Source organism: Bacillus pretiosus (genome assembly GCF_052947655.1).
In genome coordinates, this window is record NZ_CM129593.1 from 1638178 (window position 1) to 1653565 (window position 15388).

A 15388-nucleotide genomic window follows, 5' to 3' on the forward strand; every position below is an offset into this window, starting at 1 on the left:
ATGAGGTTGAATGAGTATATGCTTGAAATGTTTCCAAATTTAGAACTTAGACCACCTCTATTTTATAATGGGGATATTGGTATTCGCTTTAGATTAGGTGTGAACTATGATTGCAATAACATTTATGAAAACTGCCCATATTTAGAAGGCGTTTATAATAGAGCGATTACTTTATTTCAGTCTTTACATGCAACAGAAGATGATATTTATATCGTAGTGGATGTAAATGACTATGCAGACGGTGAAATTTTCAAACACAAATTGAATATCTTTTCTAAGTATGTAAAAGAGAAGTCCGATTTGTTTAAGTTACAGAAAAATACAATCCCTTATATTTTTCCAGAAGACGATGAAGACGGGGTATATAAAACTCATAGATATACTTTGAAATGTAAAGTTTCAGACTTGAAATACATTCCTATGCTAAAAGCAATTTGTAATCAAGATATGGGAATAAAACCGCGTATTTTTCATAGGGTGTATTTCATAAATATTAACAAGAATACTATATTTCACGTTTATGATGATAGGGGTTGTGATGTATTAGCTACCTCTCCTAATACAATTAGAGATATTTATCATACATATAATGATTGGATATTAGAATACGACAGAAATAAAATTGATAAAGTATTTAATTGAATGTAGTCTATTTTAAATGAGGGAAATACCATAGAGGTGTTTCCCTTTTATTAATATGAAAATCAACATTCAAATTTGACAGCACTTATTATAAAGGTAAAGGGATTTGATGGTAATGTATTGAATTTGGATAGAAACAGAAAAGGGGGATGAATGAATGACGACAATATATTTTGTTCGCCATGCCCACTCTACATATACAAAAGAAGAACGGGAAAGGCCTTTATCTGAAAAAGGTTTGTTAGATACGCAGCATGTAACACGCTTATTAAAAGATAAACATATTGATGTTGTGATTTCTAGTCCGTACAAAAGGGCAATGCAAACTGTGCAAGGAATTGCGAATACATATAATTTATCAATACAACTGGAAGAAGATTTACGGGAAAGGCTATTAAGTAAAGAACCAGTACAGGATTTTAATGATGCTCTTCAGAAGGTATGGGAAGACTGGACTTTTGCATACGAAGGCGGAGAATCAAATGATGTAGCGCAAAGACGTGCTGTAATATGTATGCAAAGTATATTAAAAAAATATAAAGGTAAGAATATTGTAATAGGTACTCATGGGAATATTATGGTATTACTAATGAATTATTTTGATTCGAAATATGATTTTCAGTTTTGGAAAACCCTTCATATGCCTGACGTGTATAAATTAACTTTTGATAATAATTGTTTCAGTTCTGCTGAAAGAATACAGTCTACAGATTATCAGATAAATAATTTGTAAAAGTTTATCAAAAAAAGAGGAAAGGGAGAAGTTATTGTAGAAGTATGACTTTGTAACATAAAAAATATGTGTTAAAGGAGGCTGTTTACATGTTTGAGAAAGAGAAAGAAGGGCTTATTGAAGTTCAGAACGTATTTGAAATTGTACCAGCAGATGGAGCAATTATTGGTATGGCAACGGAAGAAGAAATGGAAATTGCTGCTGAACTAGAGCTGCAGTACTATGCCCATTCTCGTTTGTTAGAAGCAAATATTCAGTTAGACGGTTCCTCCTACAAAGAGTTACTTCAGGAGTTCCAGGAGTACGAAAGAAAATCAATGAGCTTTTGGCGAGCAATACATAAGCGTTTAGCTGTGCCATGGGCATGGGTATTACGTATTGACGTTGCGAATGGTCCTATATATGTAAGTAATGGGAATTCGTATTATGAAGAAATCGATGATGAAGAAGATTATGAATAGATAAGTAAGGAAGCAGCGTTAGTTGCTTCCTTTTTTTATTTGCAAAGAGTGAATTGCTTCAATAATAATATCTGGTCGATCATTTTCTATACCATGACCAGCATGTTCAGCAAGTATATATTGGCTATATATTGAAAGGTGTAATTGTTCATGAATCAGTTCTTGCCACATTGATTCAAGTTGTGTCGCTTCCTCTTTTGGCATGCCACCCTCAGTCAACTGAGTAATAGAATATTGAGGGTCTCTACCGATAACGATTAACGGTACTTTTAATGTTTTATATAGCTCTTTTATTGAGCGAGCACAATTTTTCCACTCACATAGTTCGGAAACTGTCGCTTTATATAATAGAGGGGAGGTAGAAAATTCAATGTACTGTCTTGATTGATCAACGAGTATAGGTTTTAGTTCATTATTAAGCATGTCTATATCCATTTTGGAGTATGTATTATATTTTTGAAGCCACATATCATCCGAATCCGTTTGATCAGAAATTGGTAAATGCAGTTCATCTAATCGGTGTAAGCTCATAGAAGTAGAATCAACTAAAATAAGTGCTTGCAGCTTATCTTCATGTAACATCGCAAAATGTTGTGCACATAAGCCTCCATAGGAATGACCGATTAAAATGATAGGCTCGTGAATAGCAAGTTCATGTAGTAACATATGAAGTTCGTTTGTCGCTTGTCTTGTAGTACGCGAATAATTTCCTAGTTCACTTTTTCCGTAACCTGGGCGATGGTATGAAATGACTGTAAAATGTTGTGAAAGTTTTTCTATAATAGGGAGCCAATCATAAAATGAGCAACCCATTCCGGTCTGAATAACTACCGTTTGTTTACTACTTCCTTTTGTATATACTTCTATAGTTTGCTCCAATACCTCTACAAATTTATAAATAATAAACCCTCCTAACTAAGCTTGAAATAATTTTTGACAAGCAAAAACGATACACCAAACACCTATACCAAACAGGACAGATGTACTAAGTGAAAATGAGTTTTTTAGACCAATATAGACGATAAATAGTAGTAGTGCGGATGCAGGAAATCCATATAATACGCCTATAGCAAATTGACTTAATTCTTGTTTGTTCCCGCCTTCTAAAGAAATCCAAAATAGGCTTAGTAAACTTACAAGAGGAAGGGCAGCAATAAAGCCGCCTATCGTACTATAATGTTTAGCGACTTCAGTAATAACGCCAATAATAAGTGCAGAAACGATTACTTTAACGAGGAAATGCATATTTTGCCTCCTTCGCTAATAACGAAAAGGCTTTTTCAATTAATTGTTGTTCTTCTTTTGATAACTGTGATTCTAATATTTTTATCTTTTCTTTATCTAGTAAAGTATGCTTTTCTAATATTTCAATGCCTTCTTTCGTTAAAGTAAGGTTTACGACCCTTTCATCTTGTTTGTTTCTTTCTTTTATAATAAATCCTTTTTGAATAAGGCGCTTTACGTGTTCTGATGCTGTGTTATGAGAGAGACTAAGCTCAGTAGCGACTTTTCCAATTGTTATATCTTTCTCACGAGAAATGAGTTGTAAAATACGAATGGCTTGGTGAGAAAGGTTGTCCTCATACTCATATCGTAAGTGATAATAAATGCTTTCCCAATGTTGATTGATGTCTTTCATAATGATAAATCCCCCTGTTTTTATATCGTATAGTAAGATATATTCGTGAACGTAGAAATAAAATCCTTTTATTTGGATAAAAAATGTTGAAAAAGTTTATTTTTATTGAAATATAAGGTAATCTATGTGTAAAGGTATACATTTAGCAAGAGAGAGGATGATAGCTGTGAATACATTCAAATGGATGAGTCATGAACAGATGTATGTAGATGAAATACATGTTGAAAAATGTGGTCCTCTTTCAGTCGGCGTATATGGGGGAAATCAAGAGAGTGATGCATATGAACGAGGAGATGCGGTACTTGCTTGGTGGGATCCTGAATTACAATTTGAATTTGTTATGATTTTTGATACACACCACAAAACAAAAAATATTGATTATATAATAGAAGCAATTTCAGCAAGAAAAGAGAAACTAAAAGAGTTATTTTCTTACCCGATACATTTAGCTTTTCATCATACGCATATGTACTTATTAGCGTTATTTACAGATGAATTGTTTATTGAAAAATGTGATCAAGATGATGAGGAACTTGCATGCTTAATTTGTTTGCGAAAAGGCGAATTTTTATATTGGCTATCAGTTGGTGATTGCTTCGCATATTTATTCCATTCTGAAAAAACGAAGAATGGTAAAGGGCGGTTAAATAAACGGAAGAATTACGAATATATTGGTAGGAAAAATATTTTTGCTGCAAATACACCTTGCTTTACATCAGGTGTCAGAGGATTAGAAAAAGGAATGAATCACATTGTAATGGCAACGGACGGTATTTTAGAGTGTGATAAACGAAAATTTGATGATGATCAATCTTTAGTAGAAATATTGCACGACGGAAGTTGCTTACAGATTGAGCCAGTATTAACAAATGTACTGCAGTGGAAAGGTAGAGATTGTGCCACAATTATTGGATGGTCCATTGATACTGAAAATAAAAAATGCGCTAATTAATATAAAAGGAGTTCAAGGTTGTTATCCTTGAACTCCTTTTTGTTAAGCAATATGAATATGATACGTTTTCAACCATTCATTTACTTGTAGCATATATTCCATAGCACTTCTTGCTTCAAAATTGTTAATTTCTTTATTGCTTTCATCGGCAATGGCAAGTAATGTGGAATGATTAATAAGTGAGAAAATAGGATTGTTTTTATTACTGCACAAGTCGAGTGATAAATGACGGATTGTGTGTAAATAATGTGGATCTTGTGAAGTTGGATAAGCACTTTTTCTTCTATTGCGTACATCGTCAGGTAAAGCAGGTTGCAGTGCTCTACGTAAAATGCCTTTTTCAATATTATCAATGCTTTTTATATTGAAAGGAACGTTCCATAAATATTCAACTAATCTATAATCGCAAAACGGTACACGTACTTCAAAGCCTACAGCCATACTCATACGATCTTTACGATCAAGTAAGAACGGGAGAAATCTCGTTAAAAATAAATAAAACATTTGGCGTTGTTTCGCGGCTTTTTTACTTTCCCCTTCAAGAGTAGGTACTTCAAGAATCGCTTCTTGGAAGCGTGTATCAATATAGTTTTCTAAGTTGCATTGGTTATTTACTTCATTTAGTAGAAGAGGGGAAGTGTTTTTCCAATTTGTTAGCCAAGGAAATTTATCGACAAATAGTAAATCCTCTTGATGAAACCAAGGGTACCCACCGAATACTTCATCAGCAGATTCGCCGGATAAAGCTACAGTTGCATCTTTTTTCATTTCGCAAAATAGTAAATATAGTGAAGTTTCCATTTCACCAGCACTCGGTAAATCTTTTGCACGGAGAGGGACGAATAAGTGATTTGCTAATTCTTCAGCATTCACAATAATGTCATGATGAGATGTCCCTACATGTTCGGAAACACGTTTTACCCAAGGAGCGTCTAAACCAGTGCGAGCAAATGTCAGCTCAAAATCTTTTGCGCTATTTACAAAGTCAACGGAATACGTATGAAGGGTTTTATTTTCAGCAGCAAATTCCTTCCCCGCTAGTGCAGTAATGCCGCTAGAATCTAATCCTCCTGATAACATACAGACGAGAGGGACATCGGCAATTAATTGTCTTTTTACCGTATCTTGTAAAATAGATAAAATATGTGATGATGTATCTGCTATAGAATCTGTATGGACCTTACTTTCTAAATTCCAATACTTCTGAACTACTTTTTTATCACGTGTAAATGTTATAGAATGTCCAGCACGCACTTCTTGAATGTGTTTAAAGACGCCACATCCTGGAGTTCGAAATAATCCTAATCCAAATATTTCGTTTATGCCATCCGAATCAATTTCAGCAGGAACAGATGGATGAGCCAATAGCGCTTTTATTTCAGATCCGAAAATAATACTGTCATTTCTTTCTGTATAAAAAAGTGGCTTTACGCCTAAGTGGTCACGTGCTAGAAATAATTGTTGCTTCTGATCATCCCATATTGCAAAGGCAAAAATACCATTTAAATGTTGTACGCAGTCTTCTTTCCATTCTAAATAAGCATGTAGTAACACCTCTGTATCCGAATGTGTTTCAAATGCATGACCACATTTTTGAAGTTGCTCTCTAAGCTCGCGGAAATTATAAATTTCTCCATTATAAGTAAGAGCATACGTATAATCACCAGCACGAAATGTTTTTGGTTGTGTCCCGCCTTCTGGATCAATTACGATTAACCGACGGTGTGCAAAGGCCGCACGAGGTGAAAACCAAAATCCTTCAGCATCCGGACCGCGATGCTGGATACTATTTGCCATCTTTTCTAAAATAACATGTTCATTGGAAAGATCCTTATTCCAATTTACCCAGCCTGTAATTCCACACATACACATCTCATCTCCTAGTTTAAAATGTTGAAAAGTAGATTAATGAAATAAAGTGAAACTTTAATCAGTGGGGTTTTTTCCATCCCCCACTGATTATTAGTTGAACCAATCGGGCTTTTACGGGCAGTTATCTCCCACCTACCTTCTTCGCATTCGCCCAATTTTGAGGTGGGATTTATTGCCCGTTAATGCGGGGTAAAATGTACACCAGGTTAAAGAATGACTATATAAATAGTGTACTACATGAATTAAATTGCAGACTTGAGAAAATTTTCTTGTAATACATAGTTATGTGAGACAATGGCGTAGGGAAAGTATTCCATAACATACAAAAAATAAAAAGAGATGAGAGAAAATATTTTGTAAGACGTTATATAGGGTGTAAAAGCTTTTACAAAAAAATAAGGGGAATCGCTACATGAAATCAAATGAGAAAAATTTTATAAAAAGATTACAACGGCAAAAAGAAGATGCGCTAGAATTCGTTGTCGATACATATTTACCACTTATAAAAGGAATAACGCATAAAGTCCTTCTTCCGGTTCAAAATGATGGATTAATAGAGGAATGTGTAAACGATATATTTCTTTCCATTTGGAGTAACGCAAATAAATTTCATGGAGAGCCGAGTGACTTTAAAAAATGGATAGCGGCGATTGCAAAATTTAAGGCGATTGATTATTACCGGAAAGCGACTAGAAAAGTAGAAATTATTTCAGATGAGTTTCATATTAGTACGGAAAAGTCAGCGGAAGATGAATTAATCGTTATGGAAGATAGGGAAGAGTTATTGAAGCTTATTAATCAATTAGAACCGTTAGATCAAAAGGTGTTCATTATGAAATATCTTCTCGGTATGAAGACAGAAGAAATAGGAGATAAGTTAGGGTTAACTCGGGCAGCGATCGATAATCGTGTGTACCGTGGAAAAAAGAAACTACAACAAAATGCTACGAAAATTAGTTTTGGAGGTAGTGCAATATGAAAGACATTTATGAACTATTAAATGATATTGATATAGATGAAAAAGAACTTGAGGAAATTGAGGCTTCTGAAATTGAAAAAGAAAAAGTGAAACGTAATGTAAAACAATCGATACGTACGAAGAAAAAGATGAAAAGTTGGAAAAAAGGTGTTGCTGCTGCATCTATTTTAGTAGGATTATCAGTTGCAACACTTGGTATCGGGTTTCCTACATATGCCGGGGGATTGCCAATTGTAGGTGACATATTCCGATTTTTAGATAATGGTAGAACAGGGTTATATGAAAATTATAAAGAGTTTTCGACTGAATTGAATATGACGAGAGAGAGTAATGGGGTTAAGGTTACAATTAATGATGTAATTTCTGATGGCAGAACATTATCTATAACGTATTCACTGGAAAGTGAGCAAGACTTAGGGGATGATCCTATTATATTAGGGGGATTGGATATAATGGACGCTCATGGTAGTTCAGGAAGTGGGAAAATGACTAAAGTTACTGAAAAAAAGTATGTAGGTATGGTAACAACGACGCACCATGATATTAATAAAAAGGACAAAGTAAACTTTAGATGGAATATAGAGGGAATAGAGATGCCAGATAGGAAAAAATCAATACAAGGTAATTGGAATTTCGCATTAACTGTAAAATCAATGGATAGTAAAGAGAGAACAATTGGTGGAAGTTCGGAAAAAGAAGGTATAAAAGCAAATATGGAAAAGGTCGCAATGTCGCCGGTTTCATTTATTCTTTATTACAATCAAGAAGTTTCTAAGGGTGCGAGGGAAGAATGGGATAGTGTAGATGTTGAATTGACGGTTAAGGATGATTTAGGGAATGATTATTCGGGTGAAGGAAATGGGGGAAGTGGCAACGATCCTTACAATATTCGATGGAGTGCCACATTCCAAAAACTAAACGAAAATGCAACAAAGCTTATCGTTACACCTTGCGTACACTTGCGAGTGCATACACCTGAAAATCATGGTGGAGTGGAATATGTGAATGGAAAAGAGAAGAAAATTGAAGTGCCGAAAAAAGAAGCGAAGAGTAAAGATATTGTTCTAGATGATATCGTAATTGATTTAAAGAAATAAAAGAGAGACTGCCTAAAACAAGTAGGCAGTCTTTTTTTCGTTAAGAACTAGTAACGAGTAATGCATGTGGATGCTGCGTTTTATACTCATCTTTCCACGGAATGTTTAGTTGTTCCCACGATTCGCCGCTATCATTGGATTGAAAGACGCCATTGTTATTTAAAGTGTAAAACGTATGTGGTTCTGCTGGATTTGTAGCAAACATTGAAATGACTGTACCAATTGCAGATGGTAGACCTTGCTGCACTTGCTCGAACGGAGTATCTTTCGTTTTACGATAAATATAAGATTCATAAGGAATACGGTGATGAGCGAGGTCAGCACTCGGTGCGGCAGAAACGAGAATTGTATCACAATCAGCCGGATCGATAGCCATGCTGTATAAATAATGGTGTTCAAGTCCTTCACTGCATGAGATCCAGCTGTTTCCACTGTTATAACTTTCAAGGTATGCGCGATCAGGTCCGCCCATAAAACCATCACCACATGATGCATAAAGGCGATTTGGAGCTTCAGGGTGCATAAGCAATTGATGCGCATCGATAGGAGCACCGAATTTTTTATCAATCCAAGTATGCCCTCTATCATTACTTTGAATAACAGCACCAGCTTCAATTGAAACATGGATTGTATTTGGATTGTTTGGATCAACTGTAATCCAGCGTACATGATGGGTAAAAGGTCTAGGCGGAAAAGCCCACGTATAAGAAGATAATAATGATTTCATATTTTTAAGTTCAGTCCACGTTTCACCACCATTTTCAGAACGGAATAAAGCGCTCGGTTCTGAGCCGACATAAACGACGCCATAGCCGTTAACTTGTTCAGTAGGACTTATCGTAATGGAAGTTATCGAAGAGTGTAAAATACCATCTTCTTTAGGGAAATCAAAGTAACGATATGAATCTCCAATCGGTTTCCACGAATCCCCGCCATCGTCACTTAGCCATAAACCTCGTCCAAATGTGCCGCAATATACACGATTCTTTTGGAATGGATCAACTGCGATACAGGTAGGTTGCATATTTTGTAAGTGATACGTTGTTTCATAGTTACCATATTGTTCTTTCACTACAACTAGTTCACGTTCCATACAGAGAAATAAACGTTTCATTTTAGTAACCTCCTTAAAAATTCTTTCATTAGTAAACAATATGAAGCTGAAAAAGAAGTAGTCTTATTTTTTGTTGAGAAAAAGGACTTATTTAAAAAGAAGCGAAGTGTGTATACAGAGGAAGCGGGCGTTTACGGGCAGTTAATACGGGATAAAGACGGGGAGTTTGTTTCATACTAATGTACAGATATTGCACTTAAAGGAGTATTGGTATGGGGCATTCACATGATCACGGTCATTCTAACAATAAAAAGGCGTTACTAATTGCTTTCGTATTAACGACAAGTTTTATGATTGCTGAAGTTATTGGGGGATTTGTAACAAATAGTTTAGCACTACTATCTGATGCGGGGCATATGTTAAGTGATGCAGTATCCTTAGCATTAAGTTTACTTGCGTTTAAGCTTGGAGAAAAAACAGCAACAGCTGCGAAAACATACGGGTATAAGCGAGTCGAAATGTTAGCGGCATTATGTAACGGTGTCGTTCTTATTGTCATTTCAGTATACATTTTTATTGAAGCAATTCGCCGTTTTAAAGAACCAGTTGAGATTGCTAGTAATGGGATGCTCATTATTGCTGTACTTGGTCTGCTTATTAATATTTTATCAGCTTGGATATTAATGAGAGGCGGAGATGTGAAGGGTAACTTGAATTTAAGAAGTGCTTTCCTACACGTATTAGGCGATCTATTAGGATCAGTCGGAGCGATTATTGCAGCGCTATGTATTAAATTTTTCGGATGGACTGTTGCTGATGCGATTGCTAGTATTCTTGTGTCTATTTTAGTCATTATTAGTGGATGGCGTGTAACACGTGATACCGTCCATATATTAATGGAAGGTGCACCCCAGCACATAAATGTTGAAGAGGTAAAAAGTACATTATTAAATATTACGGTTGTAAAAGAAGTTCATGATTTGCACATATGGTCTGTCACATCTGATTTTCAAGTATTAACTTGCCATTTGATTATTAAAGGTGATGAAACGCAAAATGTATTAAAAGAGGCTACGGATGTATTAAAGGAGAAGTTTCATGTAGAACATGTCACTATTCAAGTAGAAATAGATGGTGAATTTAATCATATTGAGACAACTTGCAAAGTATGAAAGAAAAAGGATAAGAAAATGTGTCATAACATTTTTCGCACGGCATACATATATATAATGTGGCCACAAATACTTTGTAAGGTAAATATTTCATGAAATTACTTTACTTATAAAGAGTCATCTTTTATAATCAAAAATGGTAATTGGTAAAGATTATCATTTTCAATGATTGTAGAAAGGAGTTTTTTAAAAGATGAGTAGTCAACTCCGTTTTGCTGTTGAAAATCGTAAGAGGCATTTAATTGATGAGTTAATTGGAGCAGGTGTGTTTAAAATTCGCGACCGACAATTATACGAGCTGTCTTTAGAGGAATTGGAAAAAGAGTACGAAGATATGGAAGAATATGCAGATATTCAGGCATAACTATATAGATTAGTAAAAGGTGAGCTGGTTACGATTTTGTGTAACCAGCTCTATTATTATTTCGTAGAAATTATTTTTGATATTTCTTTCATTGGACGGAGCCAGTTTTGAGACATCATTTGTTCCATTTGTTTTTCGTCCTGCTTTTGCAATGCTTGAATGATAGAGTGATGTTCTTCAATAGATTGACTTGCTGGAACAAAGTTTTGGAAAAACAAATATTCAAGGCGTAGAACATGAAGTTGCATATTTTCTAGAAAGGGTTCAATATATTGGTTTTTAGCAATAGAAGAAATTGTATTGTGAAATTGTATATCTAGTTTTAAAGCTTGTTTTGCGCTTTTCTTTTCTATAGAGCGCTGAAAATCAGCATTTATTTCAGAAAGTAGTTTCAGATCAGCGTCTGTAATGTTTTGAAGAGCTTGCTTTCCTATAATAGAGTGAAGACCAGCCATCGTTTCATAAATGATAGGAATGTCGTCTAACTTAATAGGAGCAATTTTTGTTTTTTGCCCAGGTACCATTTCCACTAATCCAGAAAGCTCTAATATTTGAAGTGCTTCTCTTACAGGTGTTCTGCTTACTCCTAGTGCTTCAGCCAATTCCCCATCATTAATTTTTTCATCAGGCTGCAGTACACCTTCAATAATCCAATCTTGTAGTTGATTTAAAACGAGTGATTTTGCCGAAACTCTTCCTTGTTTTTTATAATTTTGAGGGATAGGCATAGTGAATTCAATCCTTTCATTGTATATTTTCTTTTTTCTCATGAACAAACTTTAATTCCTGTTTCCCTTCATCCGGTTTTTGGCTTAAGATGAGCACCATTACAATGACACAAAAAGCCCCTAATAACTGAAAAGATTGAAAGGGTACGTGTAATATAAGTACAGAAGAAATAATAGCTGCGAGTGGTTCAGTACAACCGAATAATGTCGTTTCTTTCGGAGTCAGGTATCGTATGCTGTCTAAGTATAAATAAAATGCAATCAGCGTCCCGAAAATGACGACAAATGTGATGAGCGGTAGGGTGCTTAGTTTTACATATTTCATAGTCGATAATAAAATGAATTCTTTCGTAGAAATAAAGTGTAGAATCGTTACACCAATACCCCCAATAATCATGCCCCATCCAACGATAACAGAGGAAGACCATCTTTCTAGCAATCCCTTTGAATATAAACTATAAAAAGCAAGAGATAATCCAGATAAAATACCCCAAATAATAGCCGGTGTAGAAACAGCCAAGTTATGAACAGACCCGTTTGTTAATAAGAGAAAAGTGCCTACTAATGAAAGGGCAATTGAAATGAAATCAATTTTTGATGGACGAACGTTCCATTTGAAAAGTAAGTATACAGTAATAAATATAGGAGCTAAATATTGCAATAGTGTTGCGACGGCAGCATTGCCTTCTTTAATAGAAGCGAAGTACGTGTACTGTACAGCAAGCATACCGAATAGGCCGAACAAAATCATTTTAGTAGCATCAGATCTGCGTTTCCAAATGCCGAATATTTCTTTTTTTCTTGTTCCGAATGATGAAATAATGAGCAAGATAGCGCCGGATATAAGCAATCGAATTGTAACTAACCATTCAGTAGAAACATTTTCGTATTGAAAAAGTTGTTGTGCAGCTGTCCCGGACAATCCCCATAAACAAGCACCAATTACAACCATAATGATTCCTTTTAAACGATTTGGATCCATATAGTTTTAATTCTCCTTCTCTAAAAATAAGTTTTGGATACAATATGCAATATATCACGAAATGAATAAAAATAAAATGAATTTTCTGTGTTTTACGGTAGGAATTTGAGTAGTTTGAGTTATGTTGTACGATACAAGTATGTAGGTTAAGTAACGCGAGATAAAATTATAAAATTAAATCATAATCATGACGATAAAAAAATAAAGATAAGAGTAATTTGGTTTGTTAAAAATATGTGTAGAAGGAGATACGCGATGAACTGGGTTACTCATAAACCAATATTTGAATTTGATAATTTTAGTCCATTTATTCGTGCGAATACTGCGTGGCTTGGGCATTTGGAGTTCGCATATGATTTAGTAAGATTTGAAAAACCAGAAATATTAGTTGAGCTAGGTACACATCTAGGTGCTTCTTTTTTCAGTTTTTGTCAAGGGGTAAAGGATGGAGGATTAGCTACAAAATGTTTTGCTGTAGATACTTGGACAGGAGACGGGCATACAGGTCCATATGGAGAAGGTGTTTTCCAAATCGTAGATAAAGTGGTAAATATGAGTTATCCAAATATAGGTAATTTGATTCGCTCTACTTTTGATGAGGCCGTTGATCAATTTCAAGATGGAACGATAAATTTGTTGCATATTGATGGCTATCATACGTATGAAGCAGTTTCTCATGATTATAAAACATGGTTACCGAAACTTGCGAATAACGGTATCGTGTTATTTCACGATATTGAGGTGAAAGATCGAAACTTCGGTGTGTATAAATTTTGGGATGAGGTCAAAGCGAAGTACCCCCATTTTCAGTTTGAGCATTCATACGGGCTTGGAGTGTTATTTCCGAAAGGCTGTAGTGATAAATTTGTGGAAATACTTAAAAATAAAGAAGAAATACAAAATATGTATAAATAAAAGTGGAGCATGCATCATTTTAATGATGTGTGCTTTTTTGTGGAGAAAAATGGTATTCCTTAAAAGGGGGATAATAGTAAAAAGTTTTGTTGTGGCAAATATTAAAAAAGTTATTTTTGGATTGTTCTATATAAAAATGTAACATTTTTTATATTTTCCATTGCGAAAAGTAACATCTACTTTTACAATAGAAAAGGTGTTATATTATACTGGAAAAATAAATCGAAATAATATGAAAATTTTGTTTTGTCTTCGCTAATTGTATATTACATACATGTAAGACGACATACGTCATGTTATCGACTTGTAAGGAGAGAAAAAAATGAAAAGTGTAAGATTACCATCGATGCTAGAAATCATAGTTCTTTTATTACTATTTCTTGCTGTTGTCTTTTCCTTCCAAACGATTTTTGATCTCCCAATTCAATTAGCGCTATTTATTTCATGGTTTTTAGTAATTGCGCTTGGATTAAGATTAGGATTTCGTTATCAAGAATTGCAAGATGCAATTACGAAAGGGATTTCTAACGGATTAGAAGCAATACTGATTTTAGTTGCGGTAGGTGCTTTAATTGGAACTTGGATTGCTGGTGGCGTAGTACCAACATTAATCTATTATGGATTAGAGTTTATTCACCCTAGCATATTCCTATTAGCAACATTAATTATTTGTTCAATTACTTCTATCGCAACAGGAACATCATGGGGAACAGTAGGAACAGCAGGTATTGCTATGATGGCGATTGGTGAAGGACTTGGCTTACCACTTCCGCTTGTTGCTGGTGCAGTTCTTTCAGGAGCTTATTTCGGCGATAAATTATCACCACTTTCTGATAGTACAGTTCTTGCAGCGTCTATGGCAAAAGTAGACGTTATTGCTCACGTTCGAGCTATGCTCGTATTAGATGTTCCGGCTTATATTATTACTAGCATTATGTTTACTGTAGCTGGTTGGATGTATGGCGGCGATAATGTAGATTTGAATCGAGTAGAGTTTTTAAAAGAAGCTTTATTAAAGGAATTTGATATTAAAATATGGATGCTTGTTCCGGCGGTCGTTGTTATCGCTCTATTAGCGATGAAGAAACCGTCTATGCCAACAATTGCAATGGGAGCTTTAATTGGTGCAATTTGGGCAACTCTTTTCCAAGGAATGAACTTTGGAGAGGCGATTGGAACAGCGTATAATGGATTCTCAATTCAATCTGGTGTTGAATTTGTTGACAAGTTATTAAACCGTGGTGGAATTAACGGTATGCTTGGCTCAGTAGCCGTTATTATTTTCGGTTTAGGATTTGGTGGATTACTTGAAAAACTAGGAGTTTTAAAAGTAATCGTATCTAAATTTGAGAAGAAATTAAATTCTGCAGGTAATGTAACATTGTCTACATTAATCGTAGCATTCTTAGCGAATATATTTGGTTGTGCGATGTACGTATCACTAATTTTAACACCGAAAATTATGGAAGATAGCTATGATAAATTAAAAATAGACCGACGTGTATTAGCACGTAACTCAGAAGTAGGTGGAACGTTAACTTCAGGTATGGTTCCATGGTCTGATAATGGTATTTTTATGGCTGGTATTTTAGGTGTAGCAACGTTCTCATACGTTCCGTTTATGTGGTTAAGCTTTGTTTCATTAATTTTGGCGGTTATTTACGGATACACAGGCAAATTCATTTGGTATGTAGATGACGTTGAAAAAGGAGAGCAAGCATCATAAAAAAATACCTTCTGCGATGGCGGAAGGTATTTTTTTATATATACGAGTGAGAATCCTTATCATCTGGGTGAA

Annotated in this window: 17 protein-coding genes; 10 read left to right on the top strand and 7 right to left on the bottom strand. The window is 34.9% G+C overall.

Annotation, left to right across the window (positions count from 1 at the left end):
* The 3 genes from ACU8YW_RS08615 (at window position 1) to ACU8YW_RS08625 (ending at window position 1836) form a co-directional block, all read left to right on the top strand.
* Entirely contained in the window at window positions 1–642 is a 642-nt protein-coding gene (locus ACU8YW_RS08615; protein WP_088610069.1) for a DUF3885 domain-containing protein, read from the top strand.
* Between the two features lie 157 nt (window positions 643–799).
* Complete coding sequence (locus ACU8YW_RS08620) at window positions 800–1375, top strand: histidine phosphatase family protein (protein WP_000208291.1); 576 nt, start codon at window positions 800–802, stop codon at window positions 1373–1375.
* Between the two features lie 89 nt (window positions 1376–1464).
* Window positions 1465–1836, top strand: coding sequence for a hypothetical protein (locus tag ACU8YW_RS08625; RefSeq protein ID WP_046959012.1), 372 nt, complete (start codon window positions 1465–1467; stop codon window positions 1834–1836).
* 18 nt (window positions 1837–1854) lie between these two features.
* Here ACU8YW_RS08625 and ACU8YW_RS08630 read toward each other — a convergent pair whose 3' ends face one another.
* The 3 genes from ACU8YW_RS08630 to ACU8YW_RS08640 are packed head-to-tail and all read right to left on the bottom strand — an operon-like array spanning window position 1855 to window position 3475.
* Window positions 1855–2715, bottom strand: coding sequence for an alpha/beta hydrolase (locus tag ACU8YW_RS08630; protein WP_142314798.1), 861 nt, complete (start codon window positions 2713–2715; stop codon window positions 1855–1857).
* Window positions 2716–2751: 36 nt separating this feature from the next.
* On the bottom strand, window positions 2752–3081 hold the full coding sequence (locus ACU8YW_RS08635) for a DUF3147 family protein (RefSeq protein WP_000545644.1): 330 nt from the start codon (window positions 3079–3081) through the stop codon (window positions 2752–2754).
* On the bottom strand, window positions 3065–3475 hold the full coding sequence (locus tag ACU8YW_RS08640) for a MarR family winged helix-turn-helix transcriptional regulator (RefSeq protein ID WP_000651933.1): 411 nt from the start codon (window positions 3473–3475) through the stop codon (window positions 3065–3067). Before ACU8YW_RS08640 ends, ACU8YW_RS08635 begins: the two co-directional genes overlap by 17 nt.
* Before the next feature lie 124 nt (window positions 3476–3599).
* On the opposite strand from ACU8YW_RS08640, the gene ACU8YW_RS08645 reads away from it, so the two are divergent.
* Window positions 3600–4427, top strand: coding sequence for a PP2C family serine/threonine-protein phosphatase (locus ACU8YW_RS08645; protein WP_088062938.1), 828 nt, complete (start codon window positions 3600–3602; stop codon window positions 4425–4427).
* 42 nt (window positions 4428–4469) lie between these two features.
* On the opposite strand, the gene asnB is transcribed toward ACU8YW_RS08645, so the two are convergent.
* Window positions 4470–6293, bottom strand: a complete 1824-nt coding sequence (gene asnB / locus ACU8YW_RS08650) for an asparagine synthase (glutamine-hydrolyzing) (RefSeq protein ID WP_097907908.1) — start codon at window positions 6291–6293, stop codon at window positions 4470–4472.
* A 418-nt stretch (window positions 6294–6711) separates the two neighbouring features.
* On the opposite strand from asnB, the gene ACU8YW_RS08655 reads away from it, so the two are divergent.
* The gene (locus ACU8YW_RS08655; protein ID WP_097889327.1) at window positions 6712–7278 is read left to right on the top strand and encodes a sigma-70 family RNA polymerase sigma factor; all 567 of its coding nucleotides are present in this window, start codon (window positions 6712–6714) and stop codon (window positions 7276–7278) included.
* Window positions 7275–8375: a DUF4179 domain-containing protein gene (locus ACU8YW_RS08660; RefSeq protein WP_097906914.1), complete on the top strand. Its 1101-nt coding sequence runs from the start codon at window positions 7275–7277 to the stop codon at window positions 8373–8375. Before ACU8YW_RS08655 ends, ACU8YW_RS08660 begins: the two co-directional genes overlap by 4 nt.
* 40 nt (window positions 8376–8415) lie before the next feature.
* Here the strand turns inward: ACU8YW_RS08660 and ACU8YW_RS08665 are convergent, their stop codons facing one another.
* Window positions 8416–9489 (bottom strand): WD40/YVTN/BNR-like repeat-containing protein, encoded by a 1074-nt coding sequence (locus ACU8YW_RS08665; RefSeq protein ID WP_097889329.1) that lies wholly within the window; start codon window positions 9487–9489, stop codon window positions 8416–8418.
* 212 nt (window positions 9490–9701) lie between these two features.
* On the opposite strand from ACU8YW_RS08665, the gene ACU8YW_RS08670 reads away from it, so the two are divergent.
* Complete coding sequence (locus ACU8YW_RS08670; RefSeq protein ID WP_088062943.1) at window positions 9702–10601, top strand: cation diffusion facilitator family transporter; 900 nt, start codon at window positions 9702–9704, stop codon at window positions 10599–10601.
* Between the two features lie 193 nt (window positions 10602–10794).
* The gene (fbpA, locus tag ACU8YW_RS08675; RefSeq protein WP_000098304.1) at window positions 10795–10965 is read left to right on the top strand and encodes a Fur-regulated basic protein FbpA; all 171 of its coding nucleotides are present in this window, start codon (window positions 10795–10797) and stop codon (window positions 10963–10965) included.
* A 56-nt stretch (window positions 10966–11021) separates the two neighbouring features.
* Here fbpA and ACU8YW_RS08680 read toward each other — a convergent pair whose 3' ends face one another.
* Window positions 11022–11693, bottom strand: a complete 672-nt coding sequence (locus ACU8YW_RS08680) for a GntR family transcriptional regulator (RefSeq protein WP_097889507.1) — start codon at window positions 11691–11693, stop codon at window positions 11022–11024.
* A gap of 16 nt (window positions 11694–11709) precedes the next feature.
* Window positions 11710–12675 carry a DMT family transporter gene (locus tag ACU8YW_RS08685; protein WP_097889330.1) on the bottom strand — a complete coding sequence of 322 codons (966 nt, stop codon included), beginning with the start codon at window positions 12673–12675 and terminating at the stop codon, window positions 11710–11712.
* 255 nt (window positions 12676–12930) lie between these two features.
* On the opposite strand from ACU8YW_RS08685, the gene ACU8YW_RS08690 reads away from it, so the two are divergent.
* Together ACU8YW_RS08690 and nhaC are read left to right on the top strand one after the other, a co-directional pair.
* Window positions 12931–13590 (top strand): class I SAM-dependent methyltransferase, encoded by a 660-nt coding sequence (locus tag ACU8YW_RS08690; protein WP_046955120.1) that lies wholly within the window; start codon window positions 12931–12933, stop codon window positions 13588–13590.
* A gap of 322 nt (window positions 13591–13912) precedes the next feature.
* On the top strand, window positions 13913–15316 hold the full coding sequence (nhaC, locus tag ACU8YW_RS08695) for a Na+/H+ antiporter NhaC (RefSeq protein WP_088062946.1): 1404 nt from the start codon (window positions 13913–13915) through the stop codon (window positions 15314–15316).
* Window positions 15317–15388: the final 72 nt, after the last annotated feature.

Bases quoted from the DNA above. Each gene is read 5' to 3' on its own strand.
- ACU8YW_RS08615 (WP_088610069.1), top strand. From the start codon at position 1: ATGAGGTTGAATGAGTATATGCTTGAAATGTTTCCAAATTTAGAACTT.
- ACU8YW_RS08620 (WP_000208291.1), top strand. From the start codon at position 800: ATGACGACAATATATTTTGTTCGCCATGCCCACTCTACATATACAAAA.
- ACU8YW_RS08625 (WP_046959012.1), top strand. From the start codon at position 1,465: ATGTTTGAGAAAGAGAAAGAAGGGCTTATTGAAGTTCAGAACGTATTT.
- ACU8YW_RS08635 (WP_000545644.1), bottom strand. From the start codon at position 3,081: ATGCATTTCCTCGTTAAAGTAATCGTTTCTGCACTTATTATTGGCGTT.
- ACU8YW_RS08640 (WP_000651933.1), bottom strand. From the start codon at position 3,475: ATGAAAGACATCAATCAACATTGGGAAAGCATTTATTATCACTTACGA.
- ACU8YW_RS08645 (WP_088062938.1), top strand. From the start codon at position 3,600: ATGTGTAAAGGTATACATTTAGCAAGAGAGAGGATGATAGCTGTGAAT.
- asnB (WP_097907908.1), bottom strand. From the start codon at position 6,293: ATGTGTGGAATTACAGGCTGGGTAAATTGGAATAAGGATCTTTCCAAT.
- ACU8YW_RS08655 (WP_097889327.1), top strand. From the start codon at position 6,712: ATGAAATCAAATGAGAAAAATTTTATAAAAAGATTACAACGGCAAAAA.
- ACU8YW_RS08660 (WP_097906914.1), top strand. From the start codon at position 7,275: ATGAAAGACATTTATGAACTATTAAATGATATTGATATAGATGAAAAA.
- ACU8YW_RS08665 (WP_097889329.1), bottom strand. From the start codon at position 9,489: ATGAAACGTTTATTTCTCTGTATGGAACGTGAACTAGTTGTAGTGAAA.
- ACU8YW_RS08670 (WP_088062943.1), top strand. From the start codon at position 9,702: ATGGGGCATTCACATGATCACGGTCATTCTAACAATAAAAAGGCGTTA.
- fbpA (WP_000098304.1), top strand. From the start codon at position 10,795: ATGAGTAGTCAACTCCGTTTTGCTGTTGAAAATCGTAAGAGGCATTTA.
- ACU8YW_RS08680 (WP_097889507.1), bottom strand. From the start codon at position 11,693: ATGCCTATCCCTCAAAATTATAAAAAACAAGGAAGAGTTTCGGCAAAA.
- ACU8YW_RS08685 (WP_097889330.1), bottom strand. From the start codon at position 12,675: ATGGATCCAAATCGTTTAAAAGGAATCATTATGGTTGTAATTGGTGCT.
- ACU8YW_RS08690 (WP_046955120.1), top strand. From the start codon at position 12,931: ATGAACTGGGTTACTCATAAACCAATATTTGAATTTGATAATTTTAGT.
- nhaC (WP_088062946.1), top strand. From the start codon at position 13,913: ATGAAAAGTGTAAGATTACCATCGATGCTAGAAATCATAGTTCTTTTA.